The organism is Luteococcus japonicus (assembly GCF_003752415.1).
Classification (GTDB): domain Bacteria; phylum Actinomycetota; class Actinomycetes; order Propionibacteriales; family Propionibacteriaceae; genus Luteococcus; species Luteococcus japonicus.
This window is the reverse complement of sequence record NZ_RKHG01000001.1, coordinates 2,661,139-2,678,485: the sequence shown is the minus strand read 5'-3', so window position 1 is coordinate 2,678,485 and position 17,347 is coordinate 2,661,139. Positions and strand designations below refer to the sequence as shown.

15 protein-coding genes are annotated in these 17,347 nt (G+C 68.8%); 7 read left to right on the top strand and 8 right to left on the bottom strand.

The annotated features are described in order from the left end of the window. Positions 1-20 precede the first annotated feature (20 nt). Both EDD41_RS12735 and dnaK read right to left on the bottom strand, forming a co-directional pair. On the bottom strand, positions 21-620 hold the full coding sequence (locus EDD41_RS12735) for a nucleotide exchange factor GrpE (RefSeq protein WP_123576165.1): 600 nt from the start codon (positions 618-620) through the stop codon (positions 21-23). A 147-nt stretch (positions 621-767) separates the two neighbouring features. Beyond that, entirely contained in the window at positions 768-2,615 is a 1,848-nt protein-coding gene (dnaK, locus tag EDD41_RS12730; RefSeq protein ID WP_123576164.1) for a molecular chaperone DnaK, read from the bottom strand. Between the two features lie 414 nt (positions 2,616-3,029). Between dnaK and EDD41_RS12725 the strand changes: the two genes are divergently transcribed. Beyond that, positions 3,030-3,299, top strand: coding sequence for a hypothetical protein (locus EDD41_RS12725; protein WP_094763238.1), 270 nt, complete (start codon positions 3,030-3,032; stop codon positions 3,297-3,299). A gap of 104 nt (positions 3,300-3,403) precedes the next feature. Here the strand turns inward: EDD41_RS12725 and EDD41_RS12720 are convergent, their stop codons facing one another. Together EDD41_RS12720 and EDD41_RS12715 are read right to left on the bottom strand one after the other, a co-directional pair. Beyond that, positions 3,404-3,790 carry a DUF2277 domain-containing protein gene (locus EDD41_RS12720; RefSeq protein WP_245995651.1) on the bottom strand — a complete coding sequence of 129 codons (387 nt, stop codon included), beginning with the start codon at positions 3,788-3,790 and terminating at the stop codon, positions 3,404-3,406. Between the two features lie 82 nt (positions 3,791-3,872). After that, on the bottom strand, positions 3,873-6,125 hold the full coding sequence (locus tag EDD41_RS12715; RefSeq protein ID WP_123576163.1) for a sensor histidine kinase: 2,253 nt from the start codon (positions 6,123-6,125) through the stop codon (positions 3,873-3,875). 116 nt (positions 6,126-6,241) lie between these two features. Between EDD41_RS12715 and EDD41_RS12710 the strand changes: the two genes are divergently transcribed. The 4 genes from EDD41_RS12710 (at position 6,242) to EDD41_RS12695 (ending at position 11,679) form a co-directional block, all read left to right on the top strand. Then, positions 6,242-7,846: a peptide chain release factor 3 gene (locus EDD41_RS12710; RefSeq protein WP_170165377.1), complete on the top strand. Its 1,605-nt coding sequence runs from the start codon at positions 6,242-6,244 to the stop codon at positions 7,844-7,846. Positions 7,847-7,866: 20 nt separating this feature from the next. Then, complete coding sequence (locus EDD41_RS12705; RefSeq protein ID WP_123576162.1) at positions 7,867-9,576, top strand: ribonuclease J; 1,710 nt, start codon at positions 7,867-7,869, stop codon at positions 9,574-9,576. 86 nt (positions 9,577-9,662) lie between these two features. Continuing rightward, a complete protein-coding gene (locus tag EDD41_RS12700) occupies positions 9,663-11,000 on the top strand; it encodes a TrkH family potassium uptake protein (RefSeq protein ID WP_211336660.1) in 1,338 nt (445 codons plus the stop codon). Between the two features lie 7 nt (positions 11,001-11,007). Then, on the top strand, positions 11,008-11,679 hold the full coding sequence (locus EDD41_RS12695) for a potassium channel family protein (RefSeq protein ID WP_123576160.1): 672 nt from the start codon (positions 11,008-11,010) through the stop codon (positions 11,677-11,679). Between the two features lie 2 nt (positions 11,680-11,681). Here EDD41_RS12695 and EDD41_RS12690 read toward each other — a convergent pair whose 3' ends face one another. Continuing rightward, positions 11,682-12,386, bottom strand: coding sequence for an LmeA family phospholipid-binding protein (locus EDD41_RS12690; RefSeq protein WP_170165376.1), 705 nt, complete (start codon positions 12,384-12,386; stop codon positions 11,682-11,684). After that, complete coding sequence (locus EDD41_RS12685; protein WP_123576158.1) at positions 12,383-13,576, bottom strand: cutinase family protein; 1,194 nt, start codon at positions 13,574-13,576, stop codon at positions 12,383-12,385. The genes EDD41_RS12690 and EDD41_RS12685 overlap by 4 nt, the downstream gene beginning before the upstream one ends. Before the next feature lie 158 nt (positions 13,577-13,734). Here EDD41_RS12685 and EDD41_RS12680 point away from each other — a divergent pair, with 158 nt between their 5' ends. After that, entirely contained in the window at positions 13,735-15,060 is a 1,326-nt protein-coding gene (locus EDD41_RS12680) for a Na+/H+ antiporter family protein (RefSeq protein WP_094763245.1), read from the top strand. On the opposite strand, the gene EDD41_RS12675 is transcribed toward EDD41_RS12680, so the two are convergent. Next, the gene (locus EDD41_RS12675; RefSeq protein ID WP_245995650.1) at positions 15,025-15,234 is read right to left on the bottom strand and encodes a MerR family transcriptional regulator; all 210 of its coding nucleotides are present in this window, start codon (positions 15,232-15,234) and stop codon (positions 15,025-15,027) included. The genes EDD41_RS12680 and EDD41_RS12675 overlap by 36 nt on opposite strands. A gap of 19 nt (positions 15,235-15,253) precedes the next feature. Then, a complete protein-coding gene (locus tag EDD41_RS12670; protein WP_170165375.1) occupies positions 15,254-16,474 on the bottom strand; it encodes an MFS transporter in 1,221 nt (406 codons plus the stop codon). An 89-nt stretch (positions 16,475-16,563) separates the two neighbouring features. On the opposite strand from EDD41_RS12670, the gene EDD41_RS12665 reads away from it, so the two are divergent. After that, positions 16,564-17,316, top strand: coding sequence for an AAA family ATPase (locus EDD41_RS12665; RefSeq protein WP_094763248.1), 753 nt, complete (start codon positions 16,564-16,566; stop codon positions 17,314-17,316). Positions 17,317-17,347: the final 31 nt, after the last annotated feature.

The window sequence follows — 17,347 nt, the reverse complement described above, 5'->3', positions numbered from 1 at the left end:
CGCCTCCTCCTTCCCTGTACTCAGTACTCGGTCTTCGCGGGGTCCGCGGCCGCGTCGGGATCCGGGTCGCTGACGGCGACGCGGGCCGGGCGCAGCACGCGCTCGTTCATCTGGTAGCCACGCTGCATCACCTGCGAGACGCAGGTGGTGGTGGCGCCGGGCAGCGGAACCTGCATCAGGGCCTCGTGGAGGTTCGGGTCGAACTCGTCGCCCACCTCACCGAAGGCCACCAGACCGTGCTTCTCGGCAAGCTTGCCCAGCTCGTCGGCCACCATCTTGAAAACGCCGGTCAACTCATCGTGCTGGCGGGCCATGTGGATGCTGTCCATCACCGGCATCAGCTCGCGCACGATGCCCTCGGCCCCCTGCTGCTTGGCCATCTGGCGGTCACGGTCGACGCGACGCTTGTAGTTGACGTACTCGGCCTGAAGTCGCTGCAGGTCAAGGGTGCGCTCGGCCACCAGGGACACGAGTTCGGCGACGCGATCGGCCGGCTCCTCGACACTGCCCTCCACCGGTGCCTCGGCACCGGCCAGTGCCTCGTCGATCTCCTGGCGGGTCTGCTCGCTGAGCTCCTCGCCCTGGGGGTCCAGGGGCTCCTGCGGCTGATTCTCGCTCATGGTCTCCTCATATCTGCTGACGTCGTCTGTGCTTGTCGGAACTTCTTGATCTTGCATCTGACGGGCGAACCACCGTTGATCATGGTCCTTCGGAAGGGCCCGGGGCGATGGGTCCACCACCGCCCCGGGCTCACCGGAGAACCAGGATCAGTTGTCCTTCTTCTCCTCGTCGACGATCTCGGCGTCGACGACGTCGTCGTCCGAGGCGGCCTGCTCGCCGGCAGCCTCACCCTCGGCCGGGGCCTCGGACTGCTGCTGGGCCTGGGTGGCGGCATACATGGCCTGACCCATGGCCGAGGCCTTCTCGTTCAGGTCATCCATGGCGGCCTTGACCTCGTCGTTGTTGTCGGTGCCCTTCAGGGCCTCCTTCAGCTTGTCGAGGCTCTCGACCACGGGGGCCTTGACGTCGTCCGAGATGCTCTCGGCATTGTCGGCCAGCAGCTTCTCCGTGCGGAAGGCCAGGGCATCGGCCTCATTGCGCATCTCGACGGCCTCGCGACGCTTCTTGTCCTCCTCGGCGTGGGCCTCGGCGTCCTTCATCATGCGGTCGATGTCGTCCTTGCCCAGGGCGGAACCGCCGGTGACAGTCATGCTCTGCTCCTTGCCGGTGGCCATGTCCTTGGCGTGGACGTGCACGATGCCGTTGGCGTCGATGTCGAAGGTCACCTCGACCTGCGGCACGCCGCGCGGGGCGGGCATCAGGCCGGTGAGCTCGAAGTTGCCGAGCGACTTGTTGTCGCGGGCGAAGTCACGCTCACCCTGGTAGACCTGGATCATCACCGACGGCTGGTTGTCCTCGGCCGTGGTGAAGACCTCGGAGCGCTTGGTGGGGATCGTGGTGTTGCGCTCGATGATCTTGGTCATCACGCCACCCTTGGTCTCGATGCCGAGGCTCAGCGGGGTCACGTCGAGCAGCAGCACGTCCTTCACCTCACCCTTCAGCACGCCGGCCTGCAGGCTGGCGCCCAGGGCGACGACCTCGTCGGGGTTGACGCCCTTGTTGGGCTCCTTGCCAGACAGCTGCTTCACCAGTTCGGCGACGGCGGGCATGCGGGTCGAGCCACCCACCAGGATGACCTGGTCGATCTTGTCCACCGAGGTGCCGGCGTCCTTGATCACGGCGTTGAAGGGAACCTTGCAGCGGTCCAGCAGGTCCTGGGTCATGCGCTGGAACTCGGAGCGGGTGAGCTTCTCGTCCAGGTGCAGCGGGCCCTCGGCGCCGGCCGTGATGTAGGGCAGGTTGATGGAGGCCTCCTGGGCGGAGGACAGCTCGATCTTGGCGCGCTCGGCGGCCTCCTGCAGGCGCTGCTTGGCCATCTTGTCCTGGCTCAGGTCAATGCCGTTCTTGTTCTTGAACTGGGTAACCAGCCAGTCGACGACGCGCTGGTCCCAGTCATCGCCACCGAGGCGGTTGTCACCCTTGGTGGCCTTCACCTCGAAGACGCCGTCGGCGATCTCCAGCAGCGAGACGTCGAAGGTGCCGCCACCGAGGTCGAAGACCAGCACGGTCTGCTCGTCCTTGTCCAGGCCGTAGGCCAGGGCGGCCGCGGTGGGCTCGTTGATGATGCGGTCGACGGTCAGGCCCGCGATCTCGCCGGCCTCCTTGGTGGCCTGGCGCTCGGCGTCCGAGAAGTAGGCCGGGACGGTGATGACGGCATTGGTGACGGGCTCACCCAGGTAGGCCTCGGCGTCACGCTTCAGCTTCTGCAGCACGAAGGCGCTGATCTGCTGGGGCTTGTAGTCCTTGCCGTCGATCTTGATGCTCCAGTCAGTGCCCATGTGGCGCTTGACGGAGCGAATGGTGCGATCGATGTTGGTGACGGCCTGGCGCTTGGCGACCTCGCCCACCAGGACCTCACCGGTCTTCGAGAAGGCGACCACCGACGGGGTGGTGCGAGCGCCTTCGGCGTTCGGGATGACAGTGGGGTCGCCACCCTCCAGGACGGCGACGACGGAGTTGGTGGTGCCGAGGTCGATACCGACTGCACGAGCCATGGTGATTCCTCCAATGTTGTAAAAAACAGTGTTGTTGCTTGTCAGATGTGTACCGGGAGCCGCTGGGCGGTCTGCCCGGGAAGCTCTTCGTTGTTGTCCAGGCCTCGGGGCTAGCCCCTTGAGCCTTACGGACTCAACTCTAGGCCTTGAGGGCCAGTCACTCAAGGCCAAGATTGAGTTCACCTGACTCAATCATGGTTCTTTCGGGGTTATTCCCCATGACTTGAGCCGGGTCGGCTCAAGGTTGTTGGTCGGTCCTTCTCCCGGTGCCTGAAACGCGGCAGGGTGATGTTTGGAAAGCCTTGTCCGCGGCCAGCTGAACCGCTCGGACGTGGCCCTCCTCGAATGCCACCGTGGAGCCAGTGGAATCCACCGCTACGGCACACCGCAGACAGAGCACGAAGGAGGAAGACCATGAGCGAGAACAACGACTTCGCACCGCGCGAGGACCCGGACCAGGCACGCGATGGTGCCCAGGGTTTCGGCAACGAGCAGGGCGAGACCGAGCTGGGCCAGGGCACCTTCGAGAACACCCCGCAGGACGATTCCTCGTTCGGCGGCGCGTCCCAGGAGCCCACCGAGGGTCAGGACACCGTCGGGCGCGAACCCCAGGGCGTCGGCGCCCACGGCCGCGATGACGACGGAAACCACCTCGGCGACGAGCCCGAGGAGCAGAAGTACTGAACAAGACCACAAGAGACAAGACCACAAGAGACAAGACCACAAGGGTGGGGCGGTTCTCCGGGCCGCCCCACTCGTCTGTTCCGGGACACCGCGGCAGCGTTCGGTCAGCTCGCGTAGCGCTGCTGGGCGCGGGCCCTGGCCTTGGCTGCCTCGGCCTCGCGATCCTTGGGCGGGACGGTGGTGACCAGGTCGTCCACGAGGTGACGCGTGATGTGGGCGGTCTCCTCCACCGCTCGGTCGAAGGCCTCCTGGTTGGCCTTGCTCGGCTTCGTGGTGCCCGCCACCTTGCGGACATATTGCAGCGCAGCGGCGTGGACCTCGTCGTCGGTGGCGGGCGACTCGAAGTTGTTCAGCGGGCGGATGTTGCGGCACGTGGAGTCATTGTGGCCTCGCCGGCCCGCCCAGGACGAGCCCGGCGCCAGACGAGCAGGATCCGGCGTGACGCGTGGGTTCTGGACACCCGAGTGTGTTGCAACACACTCGGATCGCACGATCCCGAGCGGCTGCCGGAAACCCGAGCGGCTGCCGGGAACCCACTCGCCTGAGCGAACCCACTCGCCTGAGCGTGAAGGCTCACAGGGGGAAGGAGCTGCTGGCTTCCCCGGGCAGGCTGGCACGCAGGCGGGCGAAGTGCTCGTCGTGGTCCAGCTCGGCACCCATCTCCTGGGCGGTGCGCCGCCACAGGGCCACCTGCTCCTCGCTGGGCTCCAGCACCACCAGCACCGCCTGAGCGCCGGACATCGTGACCTTCAGCTCCTGCTTGAAACACACGGGATCACCGATCTTCGACGTCCAGTACGCCATCCCGTCCAGGAATTTTCGCTCCGCGGGTGTCACCGAGGGAGTGTTGATGTGCCAGCCGCGGCGTCGCAGGTCGTTGAGGACGGTCAGGATCCTCGGCTGGTCGGGCCCCAGGAGCAGCTCGTCGCGCAGGGTTGCCTCCAGCAGCAGGGCCTGGTCGATCTGCTCCCGGCTGACCCGCCCGTCGCCCTCCGCGACGGCCTTCATCAGCGGCATGGCCTCCGCCGTCACCTGCGCGGACCAGAACTCCTGCAGGCTGGACGCCTTCCGCACCCGGGCGGCGGAGCGTCGGCTGAGTTCGGTGAGCTCCCGCTCGGAGAACTGGCGCGAGACCAGGTGCTGGAAGGCCACAAGTACGGCGATGGTCATCAGACCATCACCCACCGGGATCATCCACATGGAGGTGAAGCGGCGCCACTCCAGCGCGGGATGGAGCACCTCGAGCCCGGCCATCACCAACACCAGCCAGCCAGCGACGGCCGCCAGACCCCCGACCGGTGACAGGCACAGCACGGCGAGGTGCAGCAGGGAGACGCACGCCCACAAGGGCCACAACTGGTGCTGGCTGACCATCCCTAGGCTCTCGGGCCCCAGCCACAGGGTCAGGCACCAGCAGGCCACGCTCACGACCAGGAAGACCACGGCCCGGCCGGGCAGGGCGGGTTCGTCCGCGAAAGAGTGGGTGCCCCACCACCCGACCAGCAGTGCCGCCAGGGCAACCAGGACGACGGGCCAGCCACCCGTAGAGGGCCCAAGAATGGGCATGGCCACCAGGGTCGCCAGCATCCCCGGCCAGGCGGTCCGCCCCAGCAGCCGGGCCAGCTCCCGGCGCGCCCCGGCGGACCAGGCCGGATCCGGCCCGTCCTCCCGGACCCTGGGCCAGCTGAGAGTCACCTCCGTGCCCTGCCCCGGCGCACTCACCACACTCGCCTCGCCACCGATGTCCTCCATCCGCTCACGGATCGAGCGGCGCACCCCCAGCCGGGTGTGAGGGACCTTGCCCGGATGGAAGCCGACGCCTTCGTCGCGCACCACGACGCGGGCGGCGGACCCACCCCGCCGCAGCGCCAGCTGGACGGCACTGGTGCGGGCATGGTCACGGACATTGACCAGCGCGGCGTGTGTCGCCGCGGCCATCGCCTCGGCGACGTCTGTGGGCAGCAGACCGGTCTCCCCTTCCGGCACCAGGCACATCCCGCGGACCAGGGAGTCGTTGACCAGCAGCTCTCGTACGGACGACACGGGCTCGGCGTTGCGGGGACGCGCGAGCTCCCCCAGGGCGGCGCGGCACTCCCGGCTGGCCATCCGCGGCGTGACTCCCCCGTCGCCCACATGGGCCACGGCATGCAGGGCGTGCAGGACGTGGTCGTGCAGCAGCCGGGCGGCCTCGGCCCGGTCCGCGGCCTGTGCGCGTCGCTCCTCCCCCTCCCGGGCGGAGGCCTCACTCTGCACGATCTGCCACTCCAGGTGGCGGGCCACCCGGCGCAGGGCGAGACCGAAGAGCAACAGCGGTGCCGTGGGGACCAGGAACCACAGACCGGTCAGGACCACCGTGCCCGGCACCGGCCAGTCACGCCACATCAGGAGCGCGAGGTCCATCAGGCCCAGCACCACGAAGACCAGCCACACCAACAGCTCCTGGCGGCGGCGCGGACCCGTCATGGTGGTCCAGATGGCCCACGAGAAGCCGAGGTAACCCGGCGCCCACATCGTCCCCATGGGCAGCTGGCGCCACTGCGGCAGCAGGGCCAGCCAGCCCAGGACCAGCAGCACCCCGGCCACCGTCATCACGGTCCGGGACCGCGACCACCACAGCAGCCCCGCCAGCACCACCAGGTGATGGGCTGCAAACAGGGCCAGTCCCGCGTCGGACCACGGGCCGTGGCCGAAGGAGGCAACCAGCCGGGAACCACCGACCAGGAGAACAGCCAGCCAGGTGCCCAGCGCCAGCATCCGCAGCCCGCGGTGCACGGCCTCCGTGGGCATGGCAGGATCTGCCAGCGGCGCTTCGGGGCGTGGCAACACGGACGGACTCCTCCTGGGTTCGCCGCCCCCGAGCGACACCCCCATCCTGCCAGCCCAGCGAGCCTTCAGCCCGGCACGATAGGCTCAGTGCCTACGACAACATCATTGGGAGACCCTTGTCCGCGGACACCACAGAACTGCTCAACCAGGCGGCGCGTCGCCGCACCTTCGCGGTGATCAGCCACCCCGACGCCGGCAAGTCGACCCTCACCGAGGCACTCCTCCTCCACGCGCACGTGCTCAACGAGGCCGGCGCCACGCATGGCAAGGCCGGCCGCAAGGCCACGGTCAGCGACTGGATGGAGATGGAGAAGGACCGTGGCATCTCCATCAGTTCTTCAGCCATCCAGTTCACCCATGACGGGCTGGTCTTCAATGTGGTCGACACCCCCGGCCACGCCGACTTCTCCGAGGACACCTACCGGGTGCTGACCGCCGTCGACAGCGTCATCATGCTGCTGGACGCCGCCAAGGGCATGGAGCCGCAGACCATGAAGCTCTTCGGCGTCTGCAAGCAACGCGGCATCCCGATCATCACCGTGATCAACAAGTGGGACCGGCCGGGCCACGACGCACTGGCACTGCTCGACGAGGTGCAGGAGCGCACGGGCATGCGCCCCACCCCGCTGACCTGGCCCGTCGGCATCTCCGGCGACTTCCACGGTGTGCTGGACATCCGCAGCGGCGAGTACGTCCAGTACACCCGCACCCCGGGCGGCAGCACGCTGGCCATCGAGAAGAGGATGACGCCGCAGCAGGCCGAGGCTGCCATGGGCGAGACCTGGACCACCGCCGTCGAGGAGGCCGAACTGCTGACCCTGGACGGTTACGAACACGACCTCGAGGACTACCTGGCGCAGCGCTCCACCGTCGTGCTCTTCGCCGCCGCGGTACTGAACTTCGGCATCGGACAGCTGCTCGACGTGCTCAGCGAGCTCGCTCCGCCGCCGCACGCCCGCCCCGACGCCGACGGCGCCCCGCGACCGCTGGAGGCACCCTTCAGCGCCCAGGTCTTCAAGGTGCAGGCCGGCATGGACCGCAACCACCGCGACCGGCTGGCATTCGCCCGGATCTGCTCCGGCATCTTCCACCGCGGTGACGTGGTGACCCGCGCCGCCACCGGCCGTCAGTTGGCCACCAAGTACGCGTCGGGTGTCTTCGGACGGGAACGTGAGACCATCGAGGAGGCGTGGCCCGGCGACGTGATCGGCTTGGTCAATGCCGGCGACGTGCGCGCCGGGGACAGCCTCTACCTCGAGGAACCCGTCACCTTCCCGGAGATCCCCACCTTCCCGCCGGAGCACTTCCGGCAGGCCAGCGCGATGGACCCGTCGAAGCACAAGCAGTTCCAGCGCGGCATCGAACAGCTGGACCAGGAGGGCGTCATCCAGGTGCTGCGCTCCGAGCGTCGCCCCAGCCAGATGCCGATCCTCGCCGCCGTCGGCCCCATGCAGTTCGAGGTCGTCTCGCACCGCATGGAGCACGAATTCCATGCTCCGATCCGATTGGACCAGCTCCCTCTCGGGCTGGCCATGGGCATCCAGAAGCAGGATGCCCCCGCCGTCGACGCCTATCCGGGCGCCGAGGCAGCCGAGCGCAGCGACGGCACCTGGTTGGCGCTGTTCGCTGACAGTTGGCAGGCCCGCTGGTTCGGCCAGCGCAACCCCGACGTCACGCTCGAATCCCTGACCCACGACCACGCTGGCCCGGCCGGCACCTGAACGCTCACGAAGGAGCACCCATGGCTCGAAATCGTTCCAACCAGACCCGCAAGCCCCGCCCACGCACCGGCGAACCCGCCCCCGCAGAGAAGGGCGTGCTGCGCCTCATCCCACTCGGTGGCCTGGGTGAGGTGGGCCGCAACATGCACGTCCTCGAATTCGACGGACGCATGCTCATCATCGACTGCGGAGTCCTCTTCCCGGACCCCGACCAGCCCGGCATCGACGTGATCCTGCCGGACTTCGCCTGGATCGCAGACCGCCTCGACGACGTCGAGGGCATCGTGCTCACCCACGGCCACGAGGACCACATCGGCGGCGTGCCCTACCTGCTGCAGCTGCGCCCCGACATCCCGCTGATCGGCTCCGGGCTGACGCTGGCCCTGATCAGCGCCAAGCTGCAGGAGTACCGGATCAAGCCCGTGCTCCGCACCGTCCGCGAGGGCGACCGCGTCCACATCGGCACCTTCGACTGCGAGTTCGCCGCGGTGAACCACTCCATCCCTGATGGTCTGGCCGTCTTCGTCCGCACCGCGGGCGGCACGGTGCTGAACACCGGCGACTTCAAGATGGACCAGTTCCCGCTGGACGAGCGCATCACGGACCTGCGCGCCTTCGCCCGCTTCGGGGAGGAGGGCGTCGACGTCTTCATGCCCGACTCCACCAATGCCGAGGTGCCCGGCTTCACCACCGGCGAGCGTGACCTGGCCCCCGCCATCGCCGAGGTCTTCCGCACCTCCCCGAAGCGGATCATCGTCTCCAGCTTCGCCAGCCACGTGCACCGCATCCAGCAGGTGATCGACGCCGCCCAGGAGCATGGCCGCAAGGTGGCCTTCGTCGGCCGCTCCATGGTGCGCAACATGGGCATCGCACGCGACCTCGGCTACCTCAAGATCCCCGAGGGCGTGCTGGTGGACCACCGCGACCTCACCCGGATGCCCGACAACAAGACCGTGCTGATCTGCACCGGTTCGCAGGGCGAGCCGATGGCGGCCCTGGCCCGGATCGCCAAGAACGACCACCAGATCAAGGTGGGCCCCGGTGACACCGTGCTTCTGGCCAGCTCGCTGATCCCCGGCAACGAGAGCTCCATCTACAACATCATCAATCAGCTCTCCGAACTGGGCGCCAATGTGGTGCACAAGGGCAATGCCAAGGTGCACACCTCCGGCCACGCCTCGGCGGGCGAGCTGGCCTACTGCCACAACATCATCAAGCCCCGCAATGTGCTGCCGATCCACGGCGAGTGGCGCCACCTGGACGCCCAGGCCAGCATCGCCAAGCGCACCGGCGTCCCGGAGGACCACGTCGTCGTCGTGCGCGACGGTGCGGTGATCGACCTGGTCAAGGGCCGGATCCAGGTGGTCGGGCAGGTTCCCGCCCGCCAGGTCTTCGTCGAGGGCGGCCAGGTGGACGTCGTCAATGACGACACCCTCGCCGAGCGTCGCGCCCTGGCCGAGGACGGCATGGTCACCGTGCTGCTCTTCATCGATCCGAAGACCGGCAACATCGTCGAGGACCCCGAGTACATCAGCAAGGGCACCCTGCCCAGCGACGAGGAGTTCCAGGAGCTCACGCCAAAGATCCAGAAGGCACTGCACAGTGCCGTGGCCGCAGGCCGCACGGAGCAGGAGCAGCTGGAGCACGAGGTGCGCCGCACCGTCACCAACTGGTTCCAGCGCGGCCGCCGCAGCAGCCCCGTGGTGATCCCGGTGGTCGTCGACGCCTGATCGGCACCGGTTGATCCACACCCCGCCCGAAAGCCGTGGCGCTTCGCCGAACAGGGTGAGCGCCACGGCTGCATTACGCTGCTGCAGTGCGTAGAATCTTCTCGCAGCGCCCCGGACGGCTGGTCCCGCTGGCCTACCTGGTCGGCTGGCTCACCGGCACCGCCCTGCTGCTGCTTCCCGCCGCCACCACGCCGGGCAACCACACCGGGTGGTGGCAGGCCTCCTTCACCGCGATGTCGGCGCTGTGCATCACGGGCCTGGCCGTGGTCGACACCGCAACCCACTGGAGCCCGCTGGGCCAGGTGGTCATCCTGGCACTGGTCCAGCTCGGCGGCTTCGGCATCATGACCCTGACCAGCATGCTGCTCTTCCATGTGGTGCGCCGGGTGGACCATCGCACGGCCCGCCTGGCGCAGACCGAGACCCGCTCCACGATCACCGGGATCGAGAACATCCCTCGCCGCATCCTGACCATGACGATGGCCGCGGAGGGCGCCATCATGGTGCTGCTCACCGGACGTTTCCTCTGCCTCGGGTACGAGCTGCCCTCCGCCCTGTGGCGGGGCTTCTTCCACGCCGTCTCGGCCTTCAACAATGCCGGCTTCGCGCTCTACTCGGACAATCTCGTCAGCTTCAACGCCGACCCCTTCGTGATACTGCCGATCTGTGTGGCCATCGTGGCCGGCGGCCTGGGCTTCCCCGTCTACCTGGAACTGCTGGAAAGGCACCGGGGCCACACCAGCCGGCGCGTCCCCTCCGTGCACCTGCGCCTGACGGTGCTGGGCACGCTGGCCCTGCTGGTGGCGGGTTACCTCACCTTCGTCGTCTTCGAATGGAACAATCCCGGCACCCTGGGCGGGCAGTCGTGGTCCGGCAAGGCCCTCGGCGCGCTCGGTGGGAGCGTCTTCCCACGCACTGCCGGCTTCAACTCCATCGACTACGCCCAGGCCAGCCAACCGACGCTGGCCATCAACTTCGGGTTGATGCTGATCGGTGGTGGTTCGGCGGGCACAGCCGGCGGCATCAAGGTGACAACCGTCGCGGTGCTCCTGCTCGCCGTCTCCACCGAGATCGCCGGCGAGGCCAAGACCGTCTTCGGTGGGCGAAAGATCAGCTCGGCCCTGACCCGTCAGGCCCTGGCGGTGACCACCTTGGCCACCGCCGTCGTCTTCACCGCGATCCTGGTGCTGGCAAGCCTGGAGAATCAGCCGCTGCATGCCCTGACCTTCGAGGTGATCAGCGCCTTCGGCACCGTGGGACTGTCGATGAACCTGACACCCCTGCTCCGCCCGGGATCATGGGCCGTGCTGATGGTGCTGATGTTCCTGGGCCGCGTCGGCCCCGTCACGGTGGCCACCGCCCTGGCCTTGCACAGCCGCCCACGCCGCTACGAAGTTCCCCAAGAAGACCCCCTGGTCGGATAGGACAGCCATGTTCAGCAAGCAACAGATCGGTTCGCCCGACACGGCACTGGTGGTGGGCCTCGGCCGCTTCGGCCGGGCCGCCGCCCGACGACTCAACGAACTGGGGGTCGAGGTGCTCGGCATCGACCGGGACCCCGCCCTGGTCTCGCGGCTGGCCCTCGAGCTCGACAACGTCCTGGTGCTCGATGCGACCGACGCGGAGGCGCTCGACCAGGTGGGCCTGGGCCACGTGACGGTGGCTGTGGTGGGCATGGCCCACGTGGAGGCCTCGGTGGTCACGGTCCTCAAGCTCAAGGAATTCGGCATCAAGGAGGTGTGGGCCAAGGCCTCCTCCCAGACCCACGGGGAGATCCTGCACCGGGTGGGCGCCGACCACGTCATCTACCCAGAGGCCGCGGCGGGACTGCGCGTGGCACACGCGGTGGCGCGCCACCTGATCGACTACTTCGAGTTCGAGGACGGCTTCGCGATCGCCCGGGTCACCGCACCGCCCAGCACCTGGGAGCGGTCCCTCGCCGAATCGGGCGTGCGGACCGAGTACCGGGTCACCGTCGTCGGGGTGAAGAGGGAGGGCGAACCCTTCCACTATGCCGAACCGGACACGGTGATCCGCGAGGGAGACCACCTGATCATCTCGGGCACCAAACCAGACCTGGACCGCTTCGCCTCGCAGGGCTGAGGTCAGGGCCGACGAAGGCTCAGGTCCCGGCCGTCCACCCCGAGCCGCGCCCCGTCGGTCTCCGCCTGCACCGTCACGAAACGCATCCCCGGCAGCGCCGGAAGAGCGACCCTGGACTGCACCCGGGGCAGCATTCCCTTGACGACGTCGGGTGGCACGTCCACCCCGTCGAGAGTGGCCGAGGCCTCCATCAGGTGCAGCTGCTGCGCGTCGACGGCGATGGTGGGGCGCGAGACGACCCGCATCGGGACCCTCTCCCCCATCACCGTGACATCGGTGGTGGCCACGACGCCACCGTCGCCCGCGGGGGCCAGCCTGATGTGGGCCAGCCTGCCCAGGTCCTGCCATCCGAGCGTCGCATGGCCCACGGCGCGCCGGGTGGTGATCGTCTCGCCCCGGGCAAGACCCTCCACCCCCTGGCCCTCCAGGTCCATCGCCAGCCGCACGTCCTGCCCCTCGATGGTCGAACTCGCCTGCTCCGCGGTGAGCCGCACGCTGGACCAGCGGTCCGTGGCCAGGCCGACCAGCGCAGACCAGCCACCGATCTCGACGCTCGGGCGGGTGCCCACGACGGATTCCGCCGCGGCGGCCACCCGCTGCTCCACGGTGCGCCGCACCACCCAGTCGGCGACCACCAGCGCGAGCACCATCGCCAGCACGGCGCCAGACAGGGCGAGTGCCCTGCGCGAAGGGCGGCGAAGGCTCATCGGGAAGCACCCCCGCCGAAGCGCCGCCACACCAGTGATCCGACGAGCCCGAGGACGGCCATCGCCAGCGCCCCGAGGCTGGCCGCGACCCATGGCCGGGCGACGAACTTCCCGGCCCGCTCCATCGAGGCCGGGGTGGAGGATGCGGTGGAGCTGGTCGTCGCCTCGGCTGGTGCCGGGGCCGGGGCGCTGCTGCTCGGCCCGGCATTGAGGATGCGCGCCATCTCGGTCAGCGACTGGCGGGCCACCACGGGTCCATAGCCGTTGTGCACCGTGCGGCTGCGCGAGAACTCGTCGCTCAGGGTGCTCGAGGACGCCATGATCCGGGACATCGCGGGCGCCGCGTCGCAGACCATGTCCTCGCTCTGGCAGACCGAGAAGGTGGTGGCATAACCCTCGGCCGGGAGCACCGCTCGGGTGCGCTGCAGCGTGCCGGCCAGGTCTGCCGTGGTCACGGTGCCCTTCTGGAGTTCGAAGACATGGGTGATCAGGTTGTGCACGGCAGTGCGGCGGTCGGTGGTGGGAGTTGGCAAGGACTTGGCACGCAGGTAGTCGAGGGCGGCGGCCAGCCCGATGGCCGGGGTGTCCACCTGCTGGTCGAGCTCGCGCACGTTCTGGCCCGGGAAGTGCGACGGGTTGCCCAGCAGCAGCGCCGTGGTCACAGCCCCTCCCACCCGCGGGGCTCCCATGGCGGTGGTGATGACCTGCGCGCCCTGGGAGAAGCCGGCCAGCACCACCTTCTGCTTCGGGCAGGACTGCGCCGACCACATGACCAGCTCGGTCAGGTTCGCCACGCCCCGAGCCACCGAATCCGCATAGCCAGCCCGCACCGGGTCCTGGTCGAGCAGCTGGCTCTCGGCCTCCTCCTGGGTCATCGTGTGCGGTGACACTGCCGGGTACTCCACGAAGACGACGGTGGTGCGCAGCGGGACGGTGGCCGAGAGTTGGTCCCGGACCGACGCGATGGTGGGCCCGAAGGGCGCCGGCTCCCCGGAACCGCGAACCCCCACGAAGAGCTGTTCGGCGCAGCCACCGCCCATGGCCTCCGACGACGAGAGTACCTCGGAGGACCAGGTTCCGGCAGCGCTGGCCCCGGGCACGGGGACGGCCGGCCCGGCCAGACAGACGCCGGACAGACCACATGCCACGGCCAGTGCGACGGCCCGGCTGCGGAGCGCGGTCAGGGTCATGGCTCCATCCTGCCAGTTCGGAATTCTCCTCCCTCGCCTGAGCCGTACCCACGGGACCGACCCCGCCCCATGTCTCGACGCTCGGCCGCCGAGGAGACAGGCCAGCGGTCACCGACTACCGTGAACACGATTCCCCCCCCCACACCTGGAGTCTGCCCATGAATGCCGTCGTGCTCGCCGTTGTCGTCATGCTCGCCCTGTCCTTCGCGAGGGTGCACGTCGTGATCTCCCTGATCCTCGGGGCCCTGGTGGGCGGGATCAGCGCCGGGATGGGCATGACCCGCACCATGGAGTCATTCACCGAGGGCATCGCCAACGGCGCCTCGATTGCCCTGAGCTACGTGATGCTGGGCGCCTTCGCCGTCGCCATCGCCCGCTCCGGCATGCCGCAGGCGTTCGCCTCGTGGGTGATCCGCAAGGCAGGCGACGAGGACAGCGCCCGCAGCAAGGGTCTCAAGTGGGGCCTGCTGGGCGTGCTGCTGGTGGCCGCCATCATGAGCCAGAACCTGGTGCCCATCCACATCGCCTTCATCCCGCTGCTGGTGCCGCCGCTGTTGCTGGTCTTCAACCGCTTCGACGTGGACCGTCGCCTGCTGGCCTGCATCATGACCTTCGGCCTGGTCACCACCTACATGTACCTGCCCTACGGCTTCGGCAATGTCTTCCTCAACGACATCCTGCTCGCCAACATCGACAAGGCCGGTCTGGAGACCGACGGCATCAACGTGATGAAGGCGATGGGCATCCCGGCGCTGGGCATGGCCTCCGGCCTGCTGGTCGCGGTGCTGTTCAGCTACCGCAAGCCCCGCCACTACGAGGACCGCCCGATCGAGGGCCAGGGCGACGTGCACCTGGGCGAGCCGGTCAGCACCTACCGGATCGGCGTCGCGCTGGCGGCCGTGGTGCTGTGCCTCGTCGTCCAGATCTGGGCCGACTCCCTGCTGCTGGGTGCCCTGGTGGGCTTCGCCGTCTTCGTCGCCGCCCGGGTGATCAAGTGGAGCGAGGCCGACGCCGTCTTCGACTCCGGCATGAAGATGATGGCCATGATCGGCTTCATCATGATTGCCGCGCAGGGCTTCGCCCAGGTGATGACCGACACCGGCCAGGTGGACTCCCTGGTCAAGGCCAGCGCCGACATCTTCGGCGGTTCCAAGCTGATGGGATCCTTCGTGATGCTGCTGGTCGGCCTGCTGGTGACCATGGGCATCGGCTCCTCCTTCTCCACCCTGCCGATCATCACCACCATCTTCGTGCCGCTGTGCGCGTCACTGGGCTTCTCGCCGTTGGCGACCGTCTCCATCATCGGCACCGCCGGCGCGCTGGGTGACGCGGGTTCTCCCGCCTCGGACTCGACGCTCGGCCCCACCGCCGGCCTCAACGCCGACGGCCAGCACGACCACATCCGTGACACGGTCCTGCCGACCTTCCTGCACTACAACATCCCGCTGCTACTGGCCGGTTGGGTCGCTTCGATGGTCCTCTGAGGCCACCGCCTCGTCGAGGGCCCGTCGCAATGGCACCCCCGCGTCGGCCAGGGTCGAGATCCGGCGCAGCATCACCAGGGCGGCGGCGTCATAGCGGCGGTGTCCCAGCTCGTCGCGAACGGGTTCGGGGAGCAGGCCCAGCTGGTGGTAGTGCCGCACCGCACGAACGCTCACTCCCGCATACTGGGCCACCTCACTGATCGTCAGCACGGACCAGCCACCCCCTCAGCCCGGGTGAGAGGCAGGCCCAGATGGCGACGGGTGCCCAGGCGGTGGCCAGCGCCCAACCACCCACCCGCAGCGGATGACCCGCCAGCAGGACGGCCATCAGGCCCAGGCCGACGGGGCTGGCCAACGCACCCAGCGAGGTGAGCAACCCGAAGATGCGTCCGCGCAGCCGCTCCGGGACGTGTTCGGTGAGCAGCACCGAGACGATCGGCCCCTGGATGCCCTGCCCGATGCCCGCCACCAGCATGCCGAGCGCAGGCAGCCAGAATCCGCTCATCGGGGCGATCAGCAGGAAACTGAGCAGGAAGAACAGGTTGCCCGCCACCCACGCCACCAGGCGTCGTGTCTTGAGCAGGCCGGCGTAGACACCGCCGCCCAGCACGGTGCCGATGGCGAAGGCAGACATCGACAGGCCAAAGCGGTCCGGCCGGCCCATGGCCTGGAAGTGTGCGGGCAGCAGCACCGCCAGCAGGGGCGCCACCAGCAGGGTGGAGATGACATTGAGCACGATCAGCAGCGTCAGCGGCCGGGATCGTCGCACCGTCGCCAGCGCACCCAGCGGATTTTCCTCGGGGCTTGGATCCTCCGGCATCGGGGTCAAGGGCATCACGGCGATCAGCACCGCGGCCGACGCGGAACAGGCCGCGGTGATCCACACCACGCCGATGGCCGGCAGCCAGGTGAGCAGCAGGCCCGCAATGGCCGGCCCCAGCAGGAAGGACAGCCCGAAGACACCCTGCCGCGCACCCGCGATGGCATCGACCGAACGGCCCGAGGTGTGGCTGACATTGGCCATCAGTGTCTCGCGGGCCGTCATGCCGGGCAGGTCGAAGAGGGCACCGGTGATGCCCAGCACGATGAACCAGGTCAGGTCCAGGCCGGTCAACCGGTCGACGACGGCCAGGGCCGCGACCGAGGCCGCGGAGCCGATGTCCGCCAGGACGCTCATCCGGCGGCGGCCGAAGCGGTCGATCAGGTGCCCACCGGCAAGGGCCGCGATGGCCGACGGCACGGCGCTGACCGCCGCCACCGTCCCGGCGAGTGACGGGTTGCCGGTGCGCTCCAGCACCAGCCAGGGCAGCACGATGTTGATGGCCGCATTGCCGAACAGGCTGGCGGCACTGGCCGCCAGATAGATGGGAAAGGTGGCGCCGCGGGTTCTCGTCGGCGACGGATTCTGGGTCACGTCCATGAGTCTTCCGCCCTGATGCTGCGTCAGGGCAAAGCGTCGCCGTACGGGAAGGAAATGTCCGAACCGGCCCCTAGTCTTCGAGCATGAGGATCCAGCAGCTGCCCATCCGGGAGGTCGTCGCCGACGCGGACCGGTGGCCCGACGGCTGGCCATTCACCCTGGCGCCCGTCGCCCAGCTCTTGCGCGACAGGCTGGAGCTGGGACCGTTGACGATCCTGGTCGGGGAGAACGGGGTCGGGAAGTCCACCATCGTCGAGGCGATCGCCCTGGCCTTCGGGCTCAACCCGGAGGGCGGCAGCACCGGGGCGCAGAACCGGACCCGGGAATCGGAGTCCCCACTGCACGAGGCGCTGCGGCTGGTGCGTGGTGCGGGGGCCTCGAAGCGGGGCTACTTCCTGCGCGCCGAGACCATCCACGGCCTGCTCACCTACCTGGAGGAGAACCCGCCGCTGCACGGTGAGCAGCACTTCCACGAGCTCTCCCACGGCCAGGCCTTCAACCAACTGCTGGACTCCCGGCTGGTGCAGATGCGCAATGCCGGCCTGCTGGTGCTCGACGAGCCCGAGGCCGGGTTGAGCTTCACCTCGCAGGTGGCGCTGGCGCAGACCCTGGGCCAGTTGGCCCGCGACGGGATGCAGCTGCTGGTGGCCACCCACTCCCCCGTCGTCGCGGCGGCCCCGGGCGCGAAGCTGCTGCAACTCGACGAGCAGGGCATGGCGCCGGTGGACTGGTGGGACCTGGGCCAGGCCGAGCACCTTCGCCGCTTCCTTGCCGACCCCACGCGCTACGGCATCGATGTGCGCGGCTGGGACGCGCCAGGATTGACCAGATCTTGAGGTGGGCTTGGGGCTGGCTGGAGACCCGCGG